The 16,973-nt window shown below is 55.4% G+C and carries 16 protein-coding genes; 2 read left to right on the forward strand and 14 right to left on the reverse strand.

Going from position 1 to position 16,973, the window contains the following annotated elements; translation table 11 throughout:
* Positions 1-19: 19 nt before the first annotated feature.
* The 5 genes from ACKF11_RS01030 to ACKF11_RS01050 form a co-directional block, all read right to left on the reverse strand.
* A complete protein-coding gene (locus ACKF11_RS01030) occupies positions 20-820 on the reverse strand; it encodes a lysophospholipid acyltransferase family protein (RefSeq protein ID WP_407995644.1) in 801 nt (266 codons plus the stop codon).
* Complete coding sequence (locus ACKF11_RS01035) at positions 798-1,547, reverse strand: GNAT family N-acetyltransferase (protein WP_407995645.1); 750 nt, start codon at positions 1,545-1,547, stop codon at positions 798-800. Before ACKF11_RS01035 ends, ACKF11_RS01030 begins: the two co-directional genes overlap by 23 nt.
* Positions 1,548-1,679: 132 nt before the next feature.
* Entirely contained in the window at positions 1,680-2,132 is a 453-nt protein-coding gene (locus ACKF11_RS01040) for an outer membrane lipoprotein (RefSeq protein WP_309564384.1), read from the reverse strand.
* An 11-nt stretch (positions 2,133-2,143) separates the two neighbouring features.
* Complete coding sequence (locus tag ACKF11_RS01045) at positions 2,144-3,106, reverse strand: carbohydrate kinase family protein (protein WP_407995646.1); 963 nt, start codon at positions 3,104-3,106, stop codon at positions 2,144-2,146.
* A 125-nt stretch (positions 3,107-3,231) separates the two neighbouring features.
* Complete coding sequence (locus tag ACKF11_RS01050; RefSeq protein WP_309564386.1) at positions 3,232-3,804, reverse strand: TetR/AcrR family transcriptional regulator; 573 nt, start codon at positions 3,802-3,804, stop codon at positions 3,232-3,234.
* 255 nt (positions 3,805-4,059) lie between these two features.
* Between ACKF11_RS01050 and ACKF11_RS01055 the strand changes: the two genes are divergently transcribed.
* A complete protein-coding gene (locus tag ACKF11_RS01055; protein WP_407994737.1) occupies positions 4,060-4,554 on the forward strand; it encodes an SRPBCC family protein in 495 nt (164 codons plus the stop codon).
* A 60-nt stretch (positions 4,555-4,614) separates the two neighbouring features.
* On the opposite strand, the gene ACKF11_RS01060 is transcribed toward ACKF11_RS01055, so the two are convergent.
* Genes ACKF11_RS01060 through ACKF11_RS01070 form a run of 3 tightly spaced genes read right to left on the reverse strand, consistent with a single transcriptional unit; the run spans position 4,615 to position 6,359 of the window.
* A complete protein-coding gene (locus tag ACKF11_RS01060) occupies positions 4,615-5,409 on the reverse strand; it encodes a hypothetical protein (RefSeq protein ID WP_407995647.1) in 795 nt (264 codons plus the stop codon).
* A 13-nt stretch (positions 5,410-5,422) separates the two neighbouring features.
* Positions 5,423-5,836, reverse strand: a complete 414-nt coding sequence (hemJ, locus tag ACKF11_RS01065; protein ID WP_407995648.1) for a protoporphyrinogen oxidase HemJ — start codon at positions 5,834-5,836, stop codon at positions 5,423-5,425.
* A gap of 1 nt (position 5,837) precedes the next feature.
* Positions 5,838-6,359, reverse strand: coding sequence for a peroxiredoxin family protein (locus tag ACKF11_RS01070; protein ID WP_407995649.1), 522 nt, complete (start codon positions 6,357-6,359; stop codon positions 5,838-5,840).
* A 186-nt stretch (positions 6,360-6,545) separates the two neighbouring features.
* On the opposite strand from ACKF11_RS01070, the gene ACKF11_RS01075 reads away from it, so the two are divergent.
* Positions 6,546-10,376, forward strand: coding sequence for a DUF3683 domain-containing protein (locus ACKF11_RS01075; RefSeq protein WP_407995650.1), 3,831 nt, complete (start codon positions 6,546-6,548; stop codon positions 10,374-10,376).
* A 58-nt stretch (positions 10,377-10,434) separates the two neighbouring features.
* Here ACKF11_RS01075 and ACKF11_RS01080 read toward each other — a convergent pair whose 3' ends face one another.
* The 6 genes from ACKF11_RS01080 to ACKF11_RS01105 form a co-directional block, all read right to left on the reverse strand.
* The gene (locus ACKF11_RS01080; protein ID WP_407995651.1) at positions 10,435-11,808 is read right to left on the reverse strand and encodes an amidohydrolase; all 1,374 of its coding nucleotides are present in this window, start codon (positions 11,806-11,808) and stop codon (positions 10,435-10,437) included.
* A gap of 48 nt (positions 11,809-11,856) precedes the next feature.
* Positions 11,857-12,141 (reverse strand): hypothetical protein, encoded by a 285-nt coding sequence (locus ACKF11_RS01085; protein ID WP_407995652.1) that lies wholly within the window; start codon positions 12,139-12,141, stop codon positions 11,857-11,859.
* 61 nt (positions 12,142-12,202) lie between these two features.
* Positions 12,203-14,506: a TonB-dependent receptor gene (locus tag ACKF11_RS01090; RefSeq protein WP_407995653.1), complete on the reverse strand. Its 2,304-nt coding sequence runs from the start codon at positions 14,504-14,506 to the stop codon at positions 12,203-12,205.
* Between the two features lie 398 nt (positions 14,507-14,904).
* On the reverse strand, positions 14,905-15,606 hold the full coding sequence (locus ACKF11_RS01095; RefSeq protein ID WP_407995654.1) for a hypothetical protein: 702 nt from the start codon (positions 15,604-15,606) through the stop codon (positions 14,905-14,907).
* 152 nt (positions 15,607-15,758) lie between these two features.
* Entirely contained in the window at positions 15,759-16,361 is a 603-nt protein-coding gene (locus ACKF11_RS01100) for a tetratricopeptide repeat protein (protein WP_407995655.1), read from the reverse strand.
* Between the two features lie 15 nt (positions 16,362-16,376).
* Positions 16,377-16,958 (reverse strand): tetratricopeptide repeat protein, encoded by a 582-nt coding sequence (locus ACKF11_RS01105; protein WP_407995656.1) that lies wholly within the window; start codon positions 16,956-16,958, stop codon positions 16,377-16,379.
* Positions 16,959-16,973: the final 15 nt, after the last annotated feature.

Raw genomic sequence — 16,973 nt, forward strand, 5'->3', positions numbered from 1 at the left:
TCGTAGCTTCCTTCAGCCTTTAGTCCAGGTTCAACCTGGCGGCGATCGACTGCCTTGCCATGAGGCAGAGTCCGCGCCTTTCGTGTCTCGCGCTGGCAATCGGGGCGGCAAAATCCAATTCCACAACCGGTCTTGGCTGCGCCAACACCATGCGCAGGGATTGCCATAGCGTGGTCTCGCCATGATAGGCCATCGCCGTGTTGATGCTGCCGTCTATCTTGGGGTAGCGGATCGAGAATGGACGGATTGCCGTATCCGTATCAATGACTGCCTGCATGAGACTGCCCTTAAACGGCCTCAGCTCCGTGCCATCCGTCGTCGTGCCTTCGGGAAAGTAGCATAAGCAGTCTCCAGCCAAGATGCTCTTTGCTGCAGTTTCCACCATGCGGCTGGCATCCTGTTTTTTCTCGCGCTCGATGAACAGCGTATTCGCTTGCGCTACCAGCCAGCCAATCACCGGCCACGAGCGGATATCCGACTTGGCGATGAAACGCACAGTGCGGATGCTGTTGAGCGCATGGATGTCCAGCCAGGAGATGTGGTTGGCGACGAACATGGTGCCGCGTACATCCTCATTGGGAACATGGCCCTTGGCAATGACCTGGATATTGAGAATGCCCAGGAACTGCCTGCTCCAGCGGCGGATGATCCTGTCGCGCCTTGCAGCACCCACATAGGGCAGGATGGTCGCCGCGACGGCAACGCCGTAAAGCGTGTGCAACCCAAGGCGCGTCAGGCGGAATAGCTGTATAGGCAGGGACGTCTTTTTTTCGGGCAAGCAGGTGGTGGTCGGCAGCTTATTTGAAAAAGTGAGCTGCATAGCGTTTGTTGAGTCGCGACAATGGTAGCATAACCAGCATGTCTGCTGTGTTGAAGTCGGGATCCCAGGCTGGCGCGCCGCAGATATAGGCGCCCAGGCGCAAGTAACCCTTGATCAGCGGCGGGCAGGCGACTTCCAGGTCTTTGCGCAATGCCTCCAGCGGCAGCGGGCAATTGGGGAATACGCGGTATTCCACGGGCGAGAGGTGATCCTGCTGCAGTTGGTGGTACAAGCTGGCCGCCATGTGGCCGCCGTCGGCCATGCCGATGCTGCCGCACCCGATCATGTATTCGTAGCGATGCACTTTCATGTAGTTGGCAAGGCCTGCCCAGAGCAGGGTGATGGTGCCGCCCATGCGGTAATCCTTGTGGACGCAGGCACGGCCGACTTCCACCATGCTGGAGGCGAGGTGGCGCAGGCGCGAGAGATCGAACTCGCCAGCGGAATAATAACCGCCGGCTTCATTGGCCATGGCAGGGCTCAGGATGCGGTAAGTACCGACGACTTCGCCGGTTTCATGGTTGCGGACCAGCAAGTGGTCGCAGAAGGCATCGAAGCCGTCCTGGTCGAGGCCTTCAGTGCCGGAGACGTTGGCGCCCATTTCCTCTGCGAATACCTTGTAGCGCAGGCGTTGCGCTTCGGCGATTTCAGAGGCGTTGCGGGCAAGGCTGACATATAGCTGGCTGGCACCATTCTTGGTGCCAAGGGAAGACTGCCGGTCAAGCATGAGGCTTATCCTGACGATTGAGATAGGCCACACTCTAAAAGTGCCGAATGACGGAACGGTTAAAACCAGGTTAAGCTTTTATGAAAATGCCGGGCAAGCCCGGCATTGATGGAGATGAGAGGGAAGAGCGAGTTAATGGGTCACGCGGGTGACGCCGCCGCTTTCCACCAGGCGCACCTTGTCGCCGGGGTTGAACTGGACGTCCGCTTCCTGCACCACGGCAATCAGGTTGCCGCTTTCAAGCTTGACGGTAATTTCCAGGCCGTCCTTGCGCGTGACGCCTTCTTCAGCTGCTGCGCCCGCCAGGCCGCCCACCAAGGCGCCGAGCACGGTTGCAATCGCTTGTCCGCGCCCGCCGCCGACGGAGCTGCCCGCAATGCCGCCGACCACGGCGCCTGCGCCGCCGCCGATGGGCGTCTTGGTGCCTTCCAGCCTGACGTTGCGCACGCTTTCCACCACGCCCAGGCGCACGGTCTGGGTCTTGCGGGCCTCGTCGCGGCTATATACGTCGCCTGAGTTCGAGCTCATGCAACCGCCCAGGGTAAGTAAAATAATTGCTGCTGCCAATAAAGACGTAATGCGCATGCTATTGCTCCTTAAGCGTTTTGTTCTTCAGCGTATTCTGACAATGTTTCGTCAACCAGCACCTGACTATAAATATGTTGAATCTCTTCGCGCGTGACTTTGTGGTTTTGCGCGCCGCGGCTGGCGATCTTGATGGCGCCCATCACGGATGCCAGGCGCCCGCTCACTGTCCAGTCCCATCCTTGCGCAATGCCGTAAAGCAAGCCGGCGCGGTAGGCATCGCCACAGCCGGTAGGGTCCACCACCTGCTCCGCTTTCACGCATGGAATTCTGTATAGCTTTCCATCGGCATAAATCGTAGAGCCTTTAGCCCCTTCGGTCACGATCAAGGCCGTGACCTTTTCCGCTACCTGTTCCAGCGTAAGACCAGTCTTGTCCTGTAATAGTTGCGCCTCATAGTCGTTCACGGCGACATAAGTGGCAAGATCGATGAAATGCAGTAATTCCTCGCCGTTGAACATCGGCAATCCCTGGCCGGGATCGAACATGAACGGGATGCCTTTCTCGTGGCATTCCTTTGCGTGCAGGAACATGCCTTCGCGGCCGTCCGGCGCGATGATGGCGAGGCCGATGTCCTGCGCATCATGCACGCTGTTCTGGTGGCATTCGCTCATGGCGCCAGGGTGGAATGCCGTAATCTGGTTGTCGTCCTGGTCGGTGGTGATGAAGGCCTGGGCCGTGAAGGTGCCAGGAATGTTCTTGATGTGGGTGGTTTCCAGCCGATGTTGTTCCAGCCAGTTCGTATAGCCTGCAAAATCATCGCCCACTGTCGCCATGATAACCGGGTTGCCTTGCAGCAGCTTGAGGTTGTAGGCAATGTTGCCGGCTGTGCCGCCAAACTCGCGGCGCATTTCCGGCACGAAGAAGCATATGTTCAGCATGTGGATTTTGTCTGGCAGGATATGGTTCCTGAACTGGTCGCCAAAAACCATGATGGTGTCAAATGCCATGGAGCCGCAAATCAATATCCGCATGTCTAGAGCCTATCTATCGCAATCGTGTATAAACCCGCATTATCTAGGGCCTGCAGGCCGACTGCAAGCATGAAAAAAGCCCGCAAGGCTGCGGGCTTCTTGTGGGGTGGCGGATGACGGTGCAGTTACGCTGCTTGTTTCTCCAATGAGTTCTCGATCAGGATTTTGGCTGCCTTCTTGGCATATTTCACTGCCCCGGAGCCACGCTTGATTTGCTCAGCCTGGATGGCGCCCTCGATCAGGATGGAGAGCTGCAACGCCAGGCTGTCCGGGTCGCGTGCGCCGGCATCGGCGGCGAGTTCTGCCAGGAATTGGCGGAACTGGCGCGATTGCTCGGCCGAAAGGCGATGGACAGGGTTTTCCTCATTGGGGAATTCGGCAGATGCCTTGAGGAAGGCCATGCCGCGGAAATCCGGCGCCGTGACCCATTCCTCGATGAAGTCGAACAGCTTTTGCAGGCGCTCGGAAGGCTTTCTGGCATTCTTGCTGAGGTTTTGGCTGAGCCAGTCGGTGAAGTCGGCATGGCCTTTCTGGAGCACTTCCAGGATCAGGTCTTCCTTGCTGCGGAAATACTTGTACAACGTCATCTTGGTCGTGCCGGCGACCGCGACGATCGTATCGACCCCGGTGGAGTTGATGCCACGCGTCTGGAACAGGTCGGAGGCAACATGCAGTATTTTTTCCCGTAGCACGGACATAATGCGATTCCTTATTGAACGTACAGATTGTACGCAATGTTTATATACTGGGCAGTATATACATATTCATGCCAAAGCAGGTGAATAACAGATTCATTATCTGCATCATCCGGCTAATGCCCGAGTATAAGTCCTGCTTTTGAATCCTGCTTGGTTTAAGTGTAAACAAACTGTTACAAAAGTATAAAAAAGTGTAAATTGACAGCCGCTGCATTTGTAGGAACAAACTAGTCTGCTATTTACAGGAAGGTATGTATGCGAGAACTTTTATCATGGGGGTTGGGCGGGCTGATGGTGATTGCGTCTTCAGTCTTTGCGGCGGATAAACCGCTTTCCGTGAAAGAAACCATTGTGCTGGATGCGCCGGCTGAGGTGGTGTGGGCCAAGATCGGCCATTTCGACGATATGAGCTGGCATCCGGGAATCGCCTCGACGGAGATCGTGGACGGCGATGAGGAAAAACCTGGCGCGAAACGCATTTTGACCCTCAAGGATGGCGGCAAGATCCATGAGACCTTGACTGCGCGTGATGCCAAGAAGATGAAGCTTTCGTACAAAATTACGGAAAGCGTATTGCCGGTGAGCGAATACAGCGCCACGCTTTCAGTGAGGCCTGAAGGAACGCGTAGCCGCGTGGTGTGGGTCAGCCAATTCAAGCGCAAGGCGCCGAGCGACGACAAAGCGGGCGTGGACACCATCACGGGCATATTCCAATCCGGCTTGTCGCAATTGAAAGCCAGTTTGCACTGAGCGCCCTTAAATAAGCAACAAAAAAGCCGGGAAACCGGCTTTCTTGTTTTCAGGAACTGTTCAGGATTGCTGGATGGGCTTCTTGACCGTGACCAAAGGAACCGTCAGCTGGGCTTTGATATAGGCCTGTTCCGATTCGGAGAGCATGGTGAGCGGCCTGTATTCGCAGCTCACTTTCTTCAACAATTGGGTGGCCAGGATGATTTCCTCGGCCTGGCTGGAAAGATTGCCTGCCACGATGTTGGTGAGGAACACGCCACGTTCGGAAGCGCCCAGCATCAATGCCTGGGGGAACTGGCAATTGCCTTGGCGCATGCGCTCGATGGCGTTGTAAAGTTCCGCGACATGGTGCGGGCTCGCGACTTTTTCCTGAGCCACCGTGTTCCATAATTGGTGGCTGGATGAGGATTTGTGCACCGTTGGCGTTTCCCGCAGCATGTACCACGACATAAACAAGGTGATCCCCAGCAGGCTGATGAAGCTGGCGCTCATGCCGAAGTCCCGCAGTTTGCGCCAGCTGCCGTCGCATTGGGCGTGAATCAAGGCGTCGCTGGCCGTGCGCGCATGGCGCAATGCCTGGCTGCCTGGGTGCTGCAGTTCTTCCCGCAACGCATTTTCCAGCATGATGATGATTTGCTGCGCCAGTATCTCAGGCAGCTGGGCGCCGCCTGCCTTGGCCTGCTTGCTGAGGAAGCGGGTCAGGCTGGCTTTTTGCCGCAGCAGCTCTTGTTCAATATCCTGCAACGGTCGTGCGGGCATGAGCGTCAGGTCGAAAATTTTCAACAAGCGCGATTGCGGCTTGTCTTTGCTTGCCTTGAGGGATTGCATCAACCATGAGTGATTTCGATTGAACATAGGCATATCCTGGCTAGAAAGGTTTGACGACCACCAATATCACCACCGCGGCCAGCAAGAGCACGGGCAATTCGTTCAGCCAACGGTAAAAAACGTGGCCGTGACGGTTGCGGTCGTGCTTGAAATCGAACAGCAGCTTGCCGCAATACACATGATAGGCAACCAGCAGCGCGACCAATGTGAGCTTCGCGTGCAGCCAGCCGCCTGAAAAACCGTAACCTTGCCATAGCCAGAGGCCGAACGCGATGGTGAGCACCGCTCCCGGCGTCATGATGCCGAAGAACAGCTTGCGCTCCATGATCTTGAAGCGTTCGCTGCCGGTGCGGTCTTCGGTCTGGGCATGGTAGACGAACAGGCGCGGCAGATAGAACAGGCCGGCGAACCAGGTCACCATGAACACGATATGCCAAGCCTTGATCCACAGCATGTCAGCCTGCCATTCCAATATGCTGGTCAAGCAGTTTGCGCAGGGAGCCGAAATCCAGCTCGCCGATCAATTTCTGGATGATGCGGCCTTGCTTGTCGATGATGAACGAGGTCGGCGTGACGCGGACATCGTTGAACTGTACGGCGGCATTGCCGCTGCTGTCATGGCTGACGGGGAAGGGCAGGGCGTTGTTGTGGGAATAGTTGATGACCTGCTGGATGCCGTCGTATGACATGGCGACCGCAATCACCTCAAACCCCTTGTCCTTGTATTGCTTGTAGGTCTGGATCAATCCGGGCATTTCCGCGATGCAGCCGGGGCAGTCGGTTGCCCAGAAATTCACCAATACCAGCTTGCCCTGCAGGGAAGACAGGGGAATGGTCTTGCCCTCCAGTGTAACGAAGGTGATGTCGGGCGCTTGCGGCTTTTGCGTCAGGGAAAAACCAAGAAAGGCGAGCAGGCCGACAATGGCGAGAGGGACCAGGACTTTGCGTAATTTCTGCGACATGGTGAAGACAACCATTCCAACATCAATGTATCTATGATGGCATTGTGGTGCTTTTCACCGGGTTTGTCATCTGAAATGCACAGGCTTTCTTGCGTATGCTAACAATTCTCATTCTCTTGAAAGCCGCGCCAGTACTGCATTTGCGCTTATTTTTGTATCTATCCCCATGATATAATTGTGCCTTTAGCCGTAATGATCAGCATGACTGCCCGCCTACGCGAAATCCCCTACAACTACACATCCTTCTCCGACCGTGAAATCGTCATCCGCTTCCTGGGCGAGGATATCTGGAACGTGCTGAACGAGCTGCGCTCCGAACGCAAGACCGGCCGTTCGGCGCGCATGTTGTTCGAGGTGCTGGGGGATCTGTGGGTGGTATCGCGCAACCCGTATCTGCAGGACGACCTGCTTGCCAACAAGAAGCGTCGCAAGGCCTTGATCGACGCGCTGGCGCACCGCATCAAGGCCATAGACGAGCGCAGCGCGGGCAACGCCAAGGTGCTCAAGCTGGTGGTGGCGGCACGCAAGGCGGTTGAAGCGTTTGCGCAGGAGTTCCAGGACATCGAGGTACTGCGCAAACAGGCATTGAGCAGGCTGTCGCGCCATACGCGCAAGGACAATATCCGCTTTGACGGCCTGTCGCGCGTCTCTCACGTGACGGACGCGACCGACTGGCGCGTCGAATACCCGTTCGTCGTGATCACGCCGGATACAGAACAGGAGATCGCCGCATTGGTGCGCGTCTGCATCGAGCTCGGCCTGACCATCATTCCGCGCGGTGGCGGCACCGGCTATACCGGCGGCGCCGTGCCGCTCACCAAGCTTTCCGCGGTGATCAACACCGAAAAGCTCGACCAGTATTCCGACGTGACTTACGCCAAGCTGCCTGGTGTTAATGGCCCAGGCATGGACGGCACTGTGCCGGTGATCCATTGCGGCGCGGGAGTGGTGACGCGCCGCGTGATGGAGGCGGCCAGCGCCGCCGGGCTGGAGTTCGCCGTCGATCCGACTTCCGCCGACGCCTCGTGTATAGGCGGCAACGTCGCGATGAACGCCGGCGGCAAGAAAGCCGTGCTCTGGGGCACAGCGCTCGACAACCTGGCTTCGTGGCGCATGGTGACGCCGGACGCGCAGTGGCTGTTCATCGAGCGCCTCGACCACAACCTCGGCAAGATCCACGACGTGGAGACCGCGCGGTTCCGCATCACGCGCTATGAAGAGGACGGCAAGACCATCATCGGCGAGCCGGAATTACTCGACATTCCCGGCCCCAGCTTCCGTACCGTCGGCCTCGGCAAGGACGTCACGGACAAGTTCCTTTCAGGCCTGCCCGGCATCCAGAAGGAAGGCTGCGACGGCCTGATTACCTCGGCGACCTTCATCCTGCACCGCATGCCCAAGCACGTGCGCACCGTGTGCCTGGAGTTCTTCGGCCACGTCGCGCTTGCCGTGCCTTCCATCGTCGAGGTCAAGGATTATCTCGACGCGCACCCCAACACCATCCTCGCCGGGCTTGAGCACCTGGACGAGCGCTACCTGCGCGCGGTGGGCTACGCCACCAAGGCCAACCGCAGCGAGCGTCCCAAGATGGTGCTGATCGCCGATATCGCGAGCGACGACGAGGCCGGGGTAGGCGAAGCGGCTTCGCAGGTGGTGCGTCTTGCCAACGCGCGCGGCGGCGAAGGCTTCATTGCCGTGTCTAGCGAGGCGCGCAAGAAATTCTGGCTCGATCGTGCGCGCACCGCCGCGATCGCCAAGCACACCAATGCGTTCAAGATCAACGAAGACGTGGTGATTCCGCTGCCGCGCCTGGGCGATTATTCTGACGGCATCGAGCGCATCAACATCGAGCTCTCGATCAAGAACAAGCTCAAGTTGCTGGATGCGCTCGAGGCCTTTATCGAAGGCGACCTGCCGTTGTATGAGGACGACGAAACCCAAGCCGACCCTGAAAGCGTTGCCGCCAAGCGCCAGATGGCGCTGGAATTGTTCGCCGCCACGCGTCAGCATTGGCAAAAGGTGCTGGACAACCTAGACGGCGCGATTTCCCTGCTCGGGCCGGATTTCAGCGACCTTGCCGTGGAGAACATTTTCCGCGCCGTGCAGGAGCACCAGGTGCGTATCTCCTGGAAGCAGGACATCAAGAAGGAACTGCACCGCATCTTTACCGGGCGCGAGTACCGCCGCATCCTCGAGCGCTGCGACGAGATACACAAGCAAGTCCTCAAAGGCCGCGTCTTCGTCGCGCTGCACATGCACGCGGGCGACGGCAACGTGCATACCAATATTCCCGTGAACTCCGACGACTACGAAATGATGCAGACCGCGCACGAAGCCGTGGCGCGCATCATGAAGCTGGCGACCGGCCTGGGCGGCGTGATCTCGGGCGAACACGGCATCGGCATCACCAAGATGGAGTTCCTAGACGACAAGACCGTGGCGAAATTCGCCGACTACAAGGCCAAGGTCGACCCGGAAGGCCGTTTCAACAAGGGCAAACTCATGGCGGGCTCCGGCCTGCATTCGGCCTATACGCCCTCCTTCGGCCTGCTGGAGCAGGAATCCATCATCATGGAGCAATCGGCGATCGGCGAGATTGCCGACTCCATCAGCGACTGCCTGCGCTGCGGCAAGTGCAAGCCGGTGTGCACCACGCACGTGCCGCGCGCCAATTTGCTTTACAGCCCGCGCAACAAGATACTCGGCACCTCGCTGCTGATCGAGGCCTTCCTGTATGAGGAGCAGACCCGGCGTGGTATCTCGCTCAAGCATTTCGACGAGTTCAACGACGTCTCCGACCATTGCACGGTGTGCCACCGCTGCGAGAAGCCGTGCCCGGTCGATATCGACTTCGGCGACGTCTCCATCGCCATGCGCAACTTCCTGCGCGAGCAAGGCAAGAAGCATTTCAACCCCGGCACCACGGCGGCGATGACCTTCCTCAACATCAAGGATCCGGCCACCATCCGCGCCATGCGCACCGCCATGGTCGGCTTCGGCTACAAGGCGCAGCGCGTCGCGCACGGCCTGTTCAAGCGGCTGGGCGTGCTCAACGGCACCAAGAAGGCGCCGCCGCAAACGCTGGGCAAGCCCGAGATCAAGGCGCAGGTGATCCACTTCCTCAACCGACCGATGCCCAAGGCGATGCCGACCAAGACCTCGCGCGCCTTGCTCGGCATCGAGGACGACACCATCGTGCCGGTAATCCGCAACCCGCAGAAGACCACCGACGATTCGGACGCGGTGTTCTACTTCCCCGGCTGCGGCTCGGAGCGCCTGTTCTCCACCGTCGGCCTCGCCACCCAGGCCATGCTGTACGAGGCCGGCGCGATTACCGTGCTGCCGCCCGGCTACCTCTGCTGCGGCTATCCGCAGACCTCCAGCGGCAACCACGACAAGGGCCAGCAGATCACCGCCGACAACCGCGTGCAGTTCCACCGCGTCGCCAATACCTTGAACTACCTCGACATCAAGACCGTGATCGTCTCCTGCGGCACCTGCATGGACCAGCTGCAGAAGTACGAATTCGAGCGCATCTTCCCGGGCGCGCGATTGCTGGACATCCACGAATACCTGATGGAGAAGAACTTCAAGATCGAGGGCGTCACCGGCACGCGCTACATGTATCACGACCCCTGCCATACGCCGATGAAGACCTATGCGCCGATGAAAGTGACGCAGGCGCTGGTGGGCGAGAACGACGTTGCGCTCAACGACCGCTGCTGCGGCGAGTCCGGCACCTTCGCCGTCGCGCGCCCCGATATCGCCACCCAGGTGAAAATGCGCAAGCAGGAAGAACTGGAAAAAGGCATGGCGAAAATGGGCCTGACCCCGGGCCGTCCCGAGCAGGACGTGAAAATCCTCACCTCCTGCCCGTCCTGCCTGCAAGGCCTGTCACGCTACGGCGAGGATACCGGCATCGAGGCCGACTACATTGTCGTCGAAATGGCTAAGCACCTGCTGGGCGAAAACTGGATGCAGGATTACGTGCAAAAGGCCAACAATGGCGGGATAGAGAAAGTGTTGCTGTAACGATAGCGAGCTGCATAAAAAAGCCAGCGTCAGCTGGCTTTTTATTTTAGTGTTTGTTCTAGTGCTGTTGCGGGGGAGGCAGGTCGTAACCGCCCTTGGCAAAGTAGTCCAGTACGATCCGCACAAAAGCCTTTTGCCCGACGATCAATGCCTTGTCATCCAACTGGAAATAGGGGGAGTGATTTCCTGCGGCTTTATCAAGTGGGATTGAAGGCGGCGTGACTCCCAGTCCGAATGCCAATGCCGGGATCACTTTGCCATATTCCCAGAAGTCTTCGCCGTGATAGCCTGAAATGGTATTGATCTTGAATTGTTTTCCTTCCGCTTTGGCTGCACTTTCCAGGCTGGGGATCACCCTATCCACAAACACCGGCTCATTGTATCCGGCAGGCCAGTGATGACTATCGAGAATAAATTCACCCTTGGCGCCATGTGCAGCTGATACATGTTCGACCACACGCTGGATGCGCTTCAACACATCCTCGCGCTGAAGGTTGGACTTTGTGCGTAAGGTGCCATCCAGGCTGATGGACTCAGGAATGATGTTATGACGTACACCACCATCAACCCGTCCAATGCTGATGACGGGAGCTGGTGCGCTCACTAGATCTACTTGGCGGCTGGGAATCTGTTGCAAGGCAAGGATGGTTTCCGCCGCGATAGGTACAGGATCTATCCCACGCCATGGAGCAGCGCCATGGGACTGAGCGCCCGTAATCTTTGCGGTGAAATGGTCAGAACTGGCAGATGCAGGACCTCTGGTGATGCTGAGGTTGCCAGATTCACCCGCACCGACGTGTAACATAAAGATGGCACCAGGTCTCGGGTTCTCCAACACGCCCTCTTTTACCAATAATGCCGCGCCACCTTCTTCCCCATCTGGAGGCCCTTCTTCCGCAGGCTGAAATACAAATTTGATTGTGCCAGCCAGTTTCTCACGGTTCGCAGCCAAAGCCTCTGCCACGCCCAGCAAAATGGCAATATGGCCATCATGGCCGCATGCGTGCATGACGCCGACGTTCTCGCCGTTATACTCAGACCGTTCCTTGGAGGCGTAGGGCAGGCCGGTCTTTTCCTCGACCGGCAGCGCATCCAGCTCCGAGCGCAATGCAATGACTGGCCCAGGTTTTCCACCCTTCAGTACCGCAACCACTCCTGTTACGCCTACTCCGCTTTTCACGTCCAGGCCAAGTTTTTGCAAGCGTTCAGCAACCAGCTTGCTGGTGCGCACTTCGCGGTTCCCCAGCTCCGGATGCTGGTGGATATCCTGCCGTACTGCGATGATCTCAGGCTGTATTGCTTCCAGCTTTTTATCAATTGCCTGCAGTAGGGATTTGTTTACGCTCTCCAACGCGTAAGTGTTCGAACTGGCCAAGGCGAGTGTTGCTGCGGCCAGTATTGGTTTTATCTTGAATTGCATTGATTTCTCCATTGGTACAAATGAGTTTCATGGTCCATATCGCGGTGCGACATGTCGTCGTTAATGAATGCTTGCCAGCACATGGATTCCTGCTGATGAATATTTGCTTTCAACCATCGCCTGTGCATCGTGGCTGATGGATGGATATCGATGGGCGGATAAATCAGGACTGGCATTGAGTGCCAAATAGTTGCTGGTATCTTGTATGTCTGCGTCAATGATGCGTTGCCATGCCACAGTGCTCCAATCAGGCGGAATTGTTGCCATGGCGATGTTGGTGACTTGTATTGGTAGTGCCGGAATATTTGTCAACAATACTAATAACCCGATCAGACGTATATGCATGGCTAATATCCTCACGATATAAAAAGCCGCGGCCTCATCATGAGTGCGGCATCTTGATTCATCAGAAGAATTGTTTTGTGACTGAAAACCCTACGGTACGAGGCTCGGCATAGGTGAAATTGCCGGTGTTGAATCCGCCGGGTGCTGAGTTCGCCAGATATCGTTTGTCGGTGATGTTGTCGACGTAGGCGGTGAGCTTGATGTCGCCACCATTGATCAGGTAGGAGACGCTGGCCTGGCCCAATAGGCGCGAATCATCTCGGAACGCCTTGTTCGTATGGTCGATCGAAAGCCATTGCGGGCTGCGGTAATTCCAATTGGTATCGAAGACAATGGCATTGTTGCCAGCAAGCGGAATGCGGTAATTAGCTCCGAGAATGACGCTGTATTTCGGCGAACGGCCGAACTCGTCCCCGGTATAGTCCGTGCCGTTGGCTGTGACGAAATCCGTATATTCCGTATGCAACCGGGATAAGGCGGCATTGATCCTGAGGTTGTCTACAGGAAGCGCGCTCAGCTCAAATTCCGTGCCCCAGACCTTGCCTTTGGCGCCGTTGGTGCGGAAGGAGGTATAACGGTTCTGGTACACGAATTGCACATTGGTCTGAATGTCCTTGTAATCATAGTAAAAACCGTTGGCATTGAAGTTGAGGCGGCCGTCTAGCCACTCGGATTTCAAGCCGATTTCATAGTCGGTCAGGTATTCAGGATCGACCAGCCCCACTGCGGCCTGGTTGTTAGCGCCGCCGTTAAAGCCGCCGGAGAGGAAACCCCGCGCATAGCGGAAATAAACACGCAGGTTATCGTTGACCTTGTATTCCGGCGTGATGTCCCAGCTCCAGTCGCGCCAGGTTTTTTCCTGGTCCTGAACTGCGGCATCCACCAAAGGGCTCGTGACGGATGAGAACTTCCACCATTGGTTCAGGTTGCTGAAGCTTGCCGATCCGCTGCTGGCGCGTCTAAGCAGGTTGATTTTCTTGGTTTCGGACGACCATCTCAGGCCTGCGGTGACATTGAACTGTTCTGTGAAGTTGAATGTATTGCTGCCAAAAAATGCGTAGCTGGTGGTTTTCTGGTCCCAGTCGTTTCGGTCGAAGCTAGGCGTAGTGTTATAGCTATTAGGCAACCGGGCCGTGGCGCTGCTTTGGGAAGCATCCTCGCGGAAATAGTGGAAGCCTACTAGCCAGTTCCACCTGTCTTCGCGTGGAGATGCCAGGCGGAACTCCTGCGATAGTTGCTTGCTGCGTTGATACCCGGCCCAGCTGCGTTGCAAATCGTACGGCCCGCCATCACCGTCCGTGTCACCGCGTGCACGAGAGCGGTAATCGTCAAGCGCAGTGATCGATGTCAACTCCAGGCGGCCTAGTTGCCAGGTCAGACGGTTGCTGATGCCCTCCTGGGTCACTAAGGGGCTGCGACCATTGATATTGCTATTGGTGAGTCCCGGTGTTCCGATAAATCCATATTGGTCTGCACCGTTTGCACCGGTGCCGTATCTCGTCGCACGCGCCAAGACGCCTTCAGTCTTGTATTCTCGGTGATGCACGGTAAGCAGGGTATCGAGGTTTTCGCTAAGCTTGGCCAACAGTTGCGCGCGAAATGCCTGATCTTCAAGTTTGCCGCGACGGCTGTCGCCACCATAGACATTGCGGCCGAAACCGTCCTGGCTTTCGTCATAGAAGGAAATACGTCCGGCTAGCCTTTCATCCAGAATGGCACCGCCGATGGCACCCTCCACTCGGCGCCTGTCATAACTGCCGCCATCGAGCTTGATGAAGCCATCCGGGTCAAAAGTGGGCTTCTTGGAGATGAAGTTGAGGGCACCTGCCGTGCTGTTTTTACCCCACAACGTGCCTTGCGGCCCACGCGATACTTCTACCCGTTCCAGGTCGAACAGCGGACGGTTGGCGGCGGTGACATTGGAAATATAAATGTCGTCGTAATAGACGCCGAGAGGGGAAACCGTCGTGCCTTGCGGGTCGCCGGTATATAACCCACGCAGGTTCCAGCGCGGCAAACCATGACCATTATTGCGCTCCGCAGAAAAATTTGGGATGTAATTGCCGATTTGCGAGGCCGAGGACAAGCTCGTATCTTGGATTTTGTCTCCGCCAATCACACTGATAGGTATGGGTACATCCTGAACATTCTCGCTACGTTTTTGCGAAGTCACCACAACGGATTGCAGCCTGTTCCTCTCGGCCTCCTGCTCAGCTTGGATAGAAACTGATGCGGGATTGCCGTCAATGTCGGCAATCTGGTCATCAGCGGCTGGCGCCAGTGTTGCCCAGATGAGCATGCTGCCGGTTGATACTCTTCCTGCCAGCTTGATGGCTGATTTCCCCAATGTGGATGATTGATTCACGACAATTTCCCCTTTTTAGTTGAGGAATAAAGCGCAAATCTCGTGCCCATTCGGGGCTCTTGTTTATGATGTTGATTTTATTGGATTAAGTTTTTATTTTGATTATTTTAAGGTGTTGGGTATGCAACACCATATTGTTGGGCATTCGCTAAACGACCCATGGTGTTGGTAAATAAACACTTTTCAAAGAGTCGGTATTGGTTTTTGTAAAGTGTTGCTCTGAACAATGTAGAAAGCCGAAATCAAAGGGGTCAGACTCGATTGATCATCAGGATTAGGTGAAAGACTGGCAATGTATGCCTCTGCATGAGAGATAGGATATTGAGGAGATATGCATCGTACGATCAATCGAGTCTGACCCCTTTGATTCTTGTCTAGGTTTGGACCGAAAGCTCCGATTATTTAAGCTTGATGGCGGCGACGAATTGACTAAAACATTTTTCCACAATTGCTTCGGCTGCCGTATCCACCTTTTCATAGTTATTGGCTTTCCAATCATCTAACGGCATTTTTTCGGCGGCATTGCCCGTGCAACTGAAAGTTCTGATCGGTTGATATTTTTCCTCATGCTTTTCCAGGATGGATACATCGATCAGGTAATTCAGGGCGTACTGCTGACTCGTCAGCAGCGACACGTAGCCCAACTCCCATAAGCGCGGGTGGATGGCCATGTAATAGGTATGCGCTTTGGGTGCACCGCCTGAATGGAGCGTGTCAAAAAAATCCGTCAGCCTCTTTGCCAGAGCAGCCTCCACTCCGCGGCCGGCACTGACAGCATGCTTGTTAGGCAATGCCTGGTTCAACTGCTGGCCGAATTGCTGCCCGATCTGTACGTTGCTTTGCAACTGCTGCATGTTGCCAGCGCCTCCCGCGCTTGCAGCGGCACTTCCAGCCACGGACGAAACCACCATATTGCCAATGGCCTGGGCTTTCGTTCTCTCTACGAGGGAAACGGGCTTGTCGATGGGTAAAATAACCACATCGCTGTTGATCAAGCCATCTTTCAATTGAGTATTCGTCATGACAGGCGTTGTAGAACAAGCGCTGAAAGTCAGCACACATAAGGCCAAAACGCCGAAGCAGGTTTTTCTTTTCATCATTTACCCCTATAAAATTAACGACAATTGATTTTTATCCCGGCCTTGCAAGCAGCCTCACAGACGTGCGGGAAATTTTAATAATTGGGGGCAAAGTAGGTTGTCCCCTATGATTGCTAACGTTTCAAATTGGATCGGGAAGTTTAAAAAAGTGTTCAATTGCAGAATTTTCCATAAGGTGTCCGGTCGGTTATGGATTTTTGTCCGGGATGTTCTGAACGAAGAGTGATAGCTTGCTGCCTTAATGTGGAGGCCTCTTCTTTTTGGCTGATGGCATCTAATGCAATAGCGGCTTCATCCAGAGTATCGGCATAGCCTATAGGCCCGACTTGAGGAATATTGTGGCGTTTCAGGTCAGGGATTGCCTGTTGATAATAGGTGGCTGCCTCTGCAAACTTCCCTTGATCCAGATGTAACCGGGCGAGTTCAACCAGACTCATGTAAAGCGGACCGCCTGTTTGCTTGTCCAAGTCGTACGCCTGCTTCAGATAGTAAGCTGCATCATCAAAAAAGCAGGTGGCACCTAAAGAGCGGCCATATTCGTAACTCAATACCGCACGGGTTGACGGTGCCACACCGCCAAGATCAGCATTGACGACAGCACGTGCAAATGCCCGGCGCGCCGTTTGCCAATCATTGTTTGCCATGGCGATAGCGCCTTGCCTTGTATAATTTTCTGCATTTTTTCGATTGATGGGTGCTGCACAAGCCACTACACACACAGCAAGTAAAGAAATAAATATAGTTTTGATCTTCATATTTTTCTCAATTCTTTAATTGACAGGGGGGAAACAATTTTTTGAAATTTGATCTGGTCGGAAGTGAGCAAATTTGCCAGGATTTTTTATCCTCAATTCCAAGGATTTTGCCGCGATTTCATCAGCTTCTACTATCCGGCCGATCTTTCGTAGAGACTCTTCATATGCATCAAATTGATCTGCAAGTGCAATCGGGTCGCTTTGCTCAATATTAAGTTTATAAAGCATCGGTGTTGCCCTCTCAAACAACGGAATGGCATCTGAATACCGCTGCTGTGCCATATGCAGGCGGGCCAGCTCTGATAGGTTTTGTGTCATGTATGCCATGTTGGAATCAGGTACGCTTTCACGTGCCTTAATTGATTCTTTCAACCAATGTTCGGCTTCATCGAATTGACAAAGTTTAATTTTTGCCCTACCCAAACCATATGAAGCAATTGCAATAAATTGCTTGTCTTTATTTTTCTCCGCAGCCTCCAGCGCCTTTTCATATCGCTGGGCTGCTTCTTGGTAACGCGAGGTAAGATATGCTCGATTTCCCGCTGAATTTAATACCTGTTGCTGAGGAACCGTAGCGCAACCAGTGATGATGAACAAGAAAATAGATACTGA

This window comes from Methylobacillus draconifructus (genome assembly GCF_045984385.1).
GTDB lineage: Bacteria > Pseudomonadota > Gammaproteobacteria > Burkholderiales > Methylophilaceae > Methylobacillus > Methylobacillus flagellatus_A.

What these genes read in the sequence shown, in the direction of transcription:
- ACKF11_RS01085 (WP_407995652.1), bottom strand. Translation starts at nt 12,141, where the DNA reads ATGCATATACGTCTGATCGGGTTATTAGTATTGTTGACAAATATTCCG.
- ACKF11_RS01030 (WP_407995644.1), bottom strand. Translation starts at nt 820, where the DNA reads ATGCAGCTCACTTTTTCAAATAAGCTGCCGACCACCACCTGCTTGCCC.
- ACKF11_RS01035 (WP_407995645.1), bottom strand. Translation starts at nt 1,547, where the DNA reads ATGCTTGACCGGCAGTCTTCCCTTGGCACCAAGAATGGTGCCAGCCAG.
- ACKF11_RS01075 (WP_407995650.1), top strand. Translation starts at nt 6,546, where the DNA reads ATGACTGCCCGCCTACGCGAAATCCCCTACAACTACACATCCTTCTCC.
- ACKF11_RS01070 (WP_407995649.1), bottom strand. Translation starts at nt 6,359, where the DNA reads ATGGTTGTCTTCACCATGTCGCAGAAATTACGCAAAGTCCTGGTCCCT.
- ACKF11_RS01100 (WP_407995655.1), bottom strand. Translation starts at nt 16,361, where the DNA reads ATGAAGATCAAAACTATATTTATTTCTTTACTTGCTGTGTGTGTAGTG.
- ACKF11_RS01095 (WP_407995654.1), bottom strand. Translation starts at nt 15,606, where the DNA reads ATGATGAAAAGAAAAACCTGCTTCGGCGTTTTGGCCTTATGTGTGCTG.
- ACKF11_RS01045 (WP_407995646.1), bottom strand. Translation starts at nt 3,106, where the DNA reads ATGCGGATATTGATTTGCGGCTCCATGGCATTTGACACCATCATGGTT.
- ACKF11_RS01050 (WP_309564386.1), bottom strand. Translation starts at nt 3,804, where the DNA reads ATGTCCGTGCTACGGGAAAAAATACTGCATGTTGCCTCCGACCTGTTC.
- ACKF11_RS01060 (WP_407995647.1), bottom strand. Translation starts at nt 5,409, where the DNA reads ATGTTCAATCGAAATCACTCATGGTTGATGCAATCCCTCAAGGCAAGC.
- ACKF11_RS01040 (WP_309564384.1), bottom strand. Translation starts at nt 2,132, where the DNA reads ATGCGCATTACGTCTTTATTGGCAGCAGCAATTATTTTACTTACCCTG.
- ACKF11_RS01055 (WP_407994737.1), top strand. Translation starts at nt 4,060, where the DNA reads ATGCGAGAACTTTTATCATGGGGGTTGGGCGGGCTGATGGTGATTGCG.
- hemJ (WP_407995648.1), bottom strand. Translation starts at nt 5,836, where the DNA reads ATGCTGTGGATCAAGGCTTGGCATATCGTGTTCATGGTGACCTGGTTC.
- ACKF11_RS01080 (WP_407995651.1), bottom strand. Translation starts at nt 11,808, where the DNA reads ATGGAGAAATCAATGCAATTCAAGATAAAACCAATACTGGCCGCAGCA.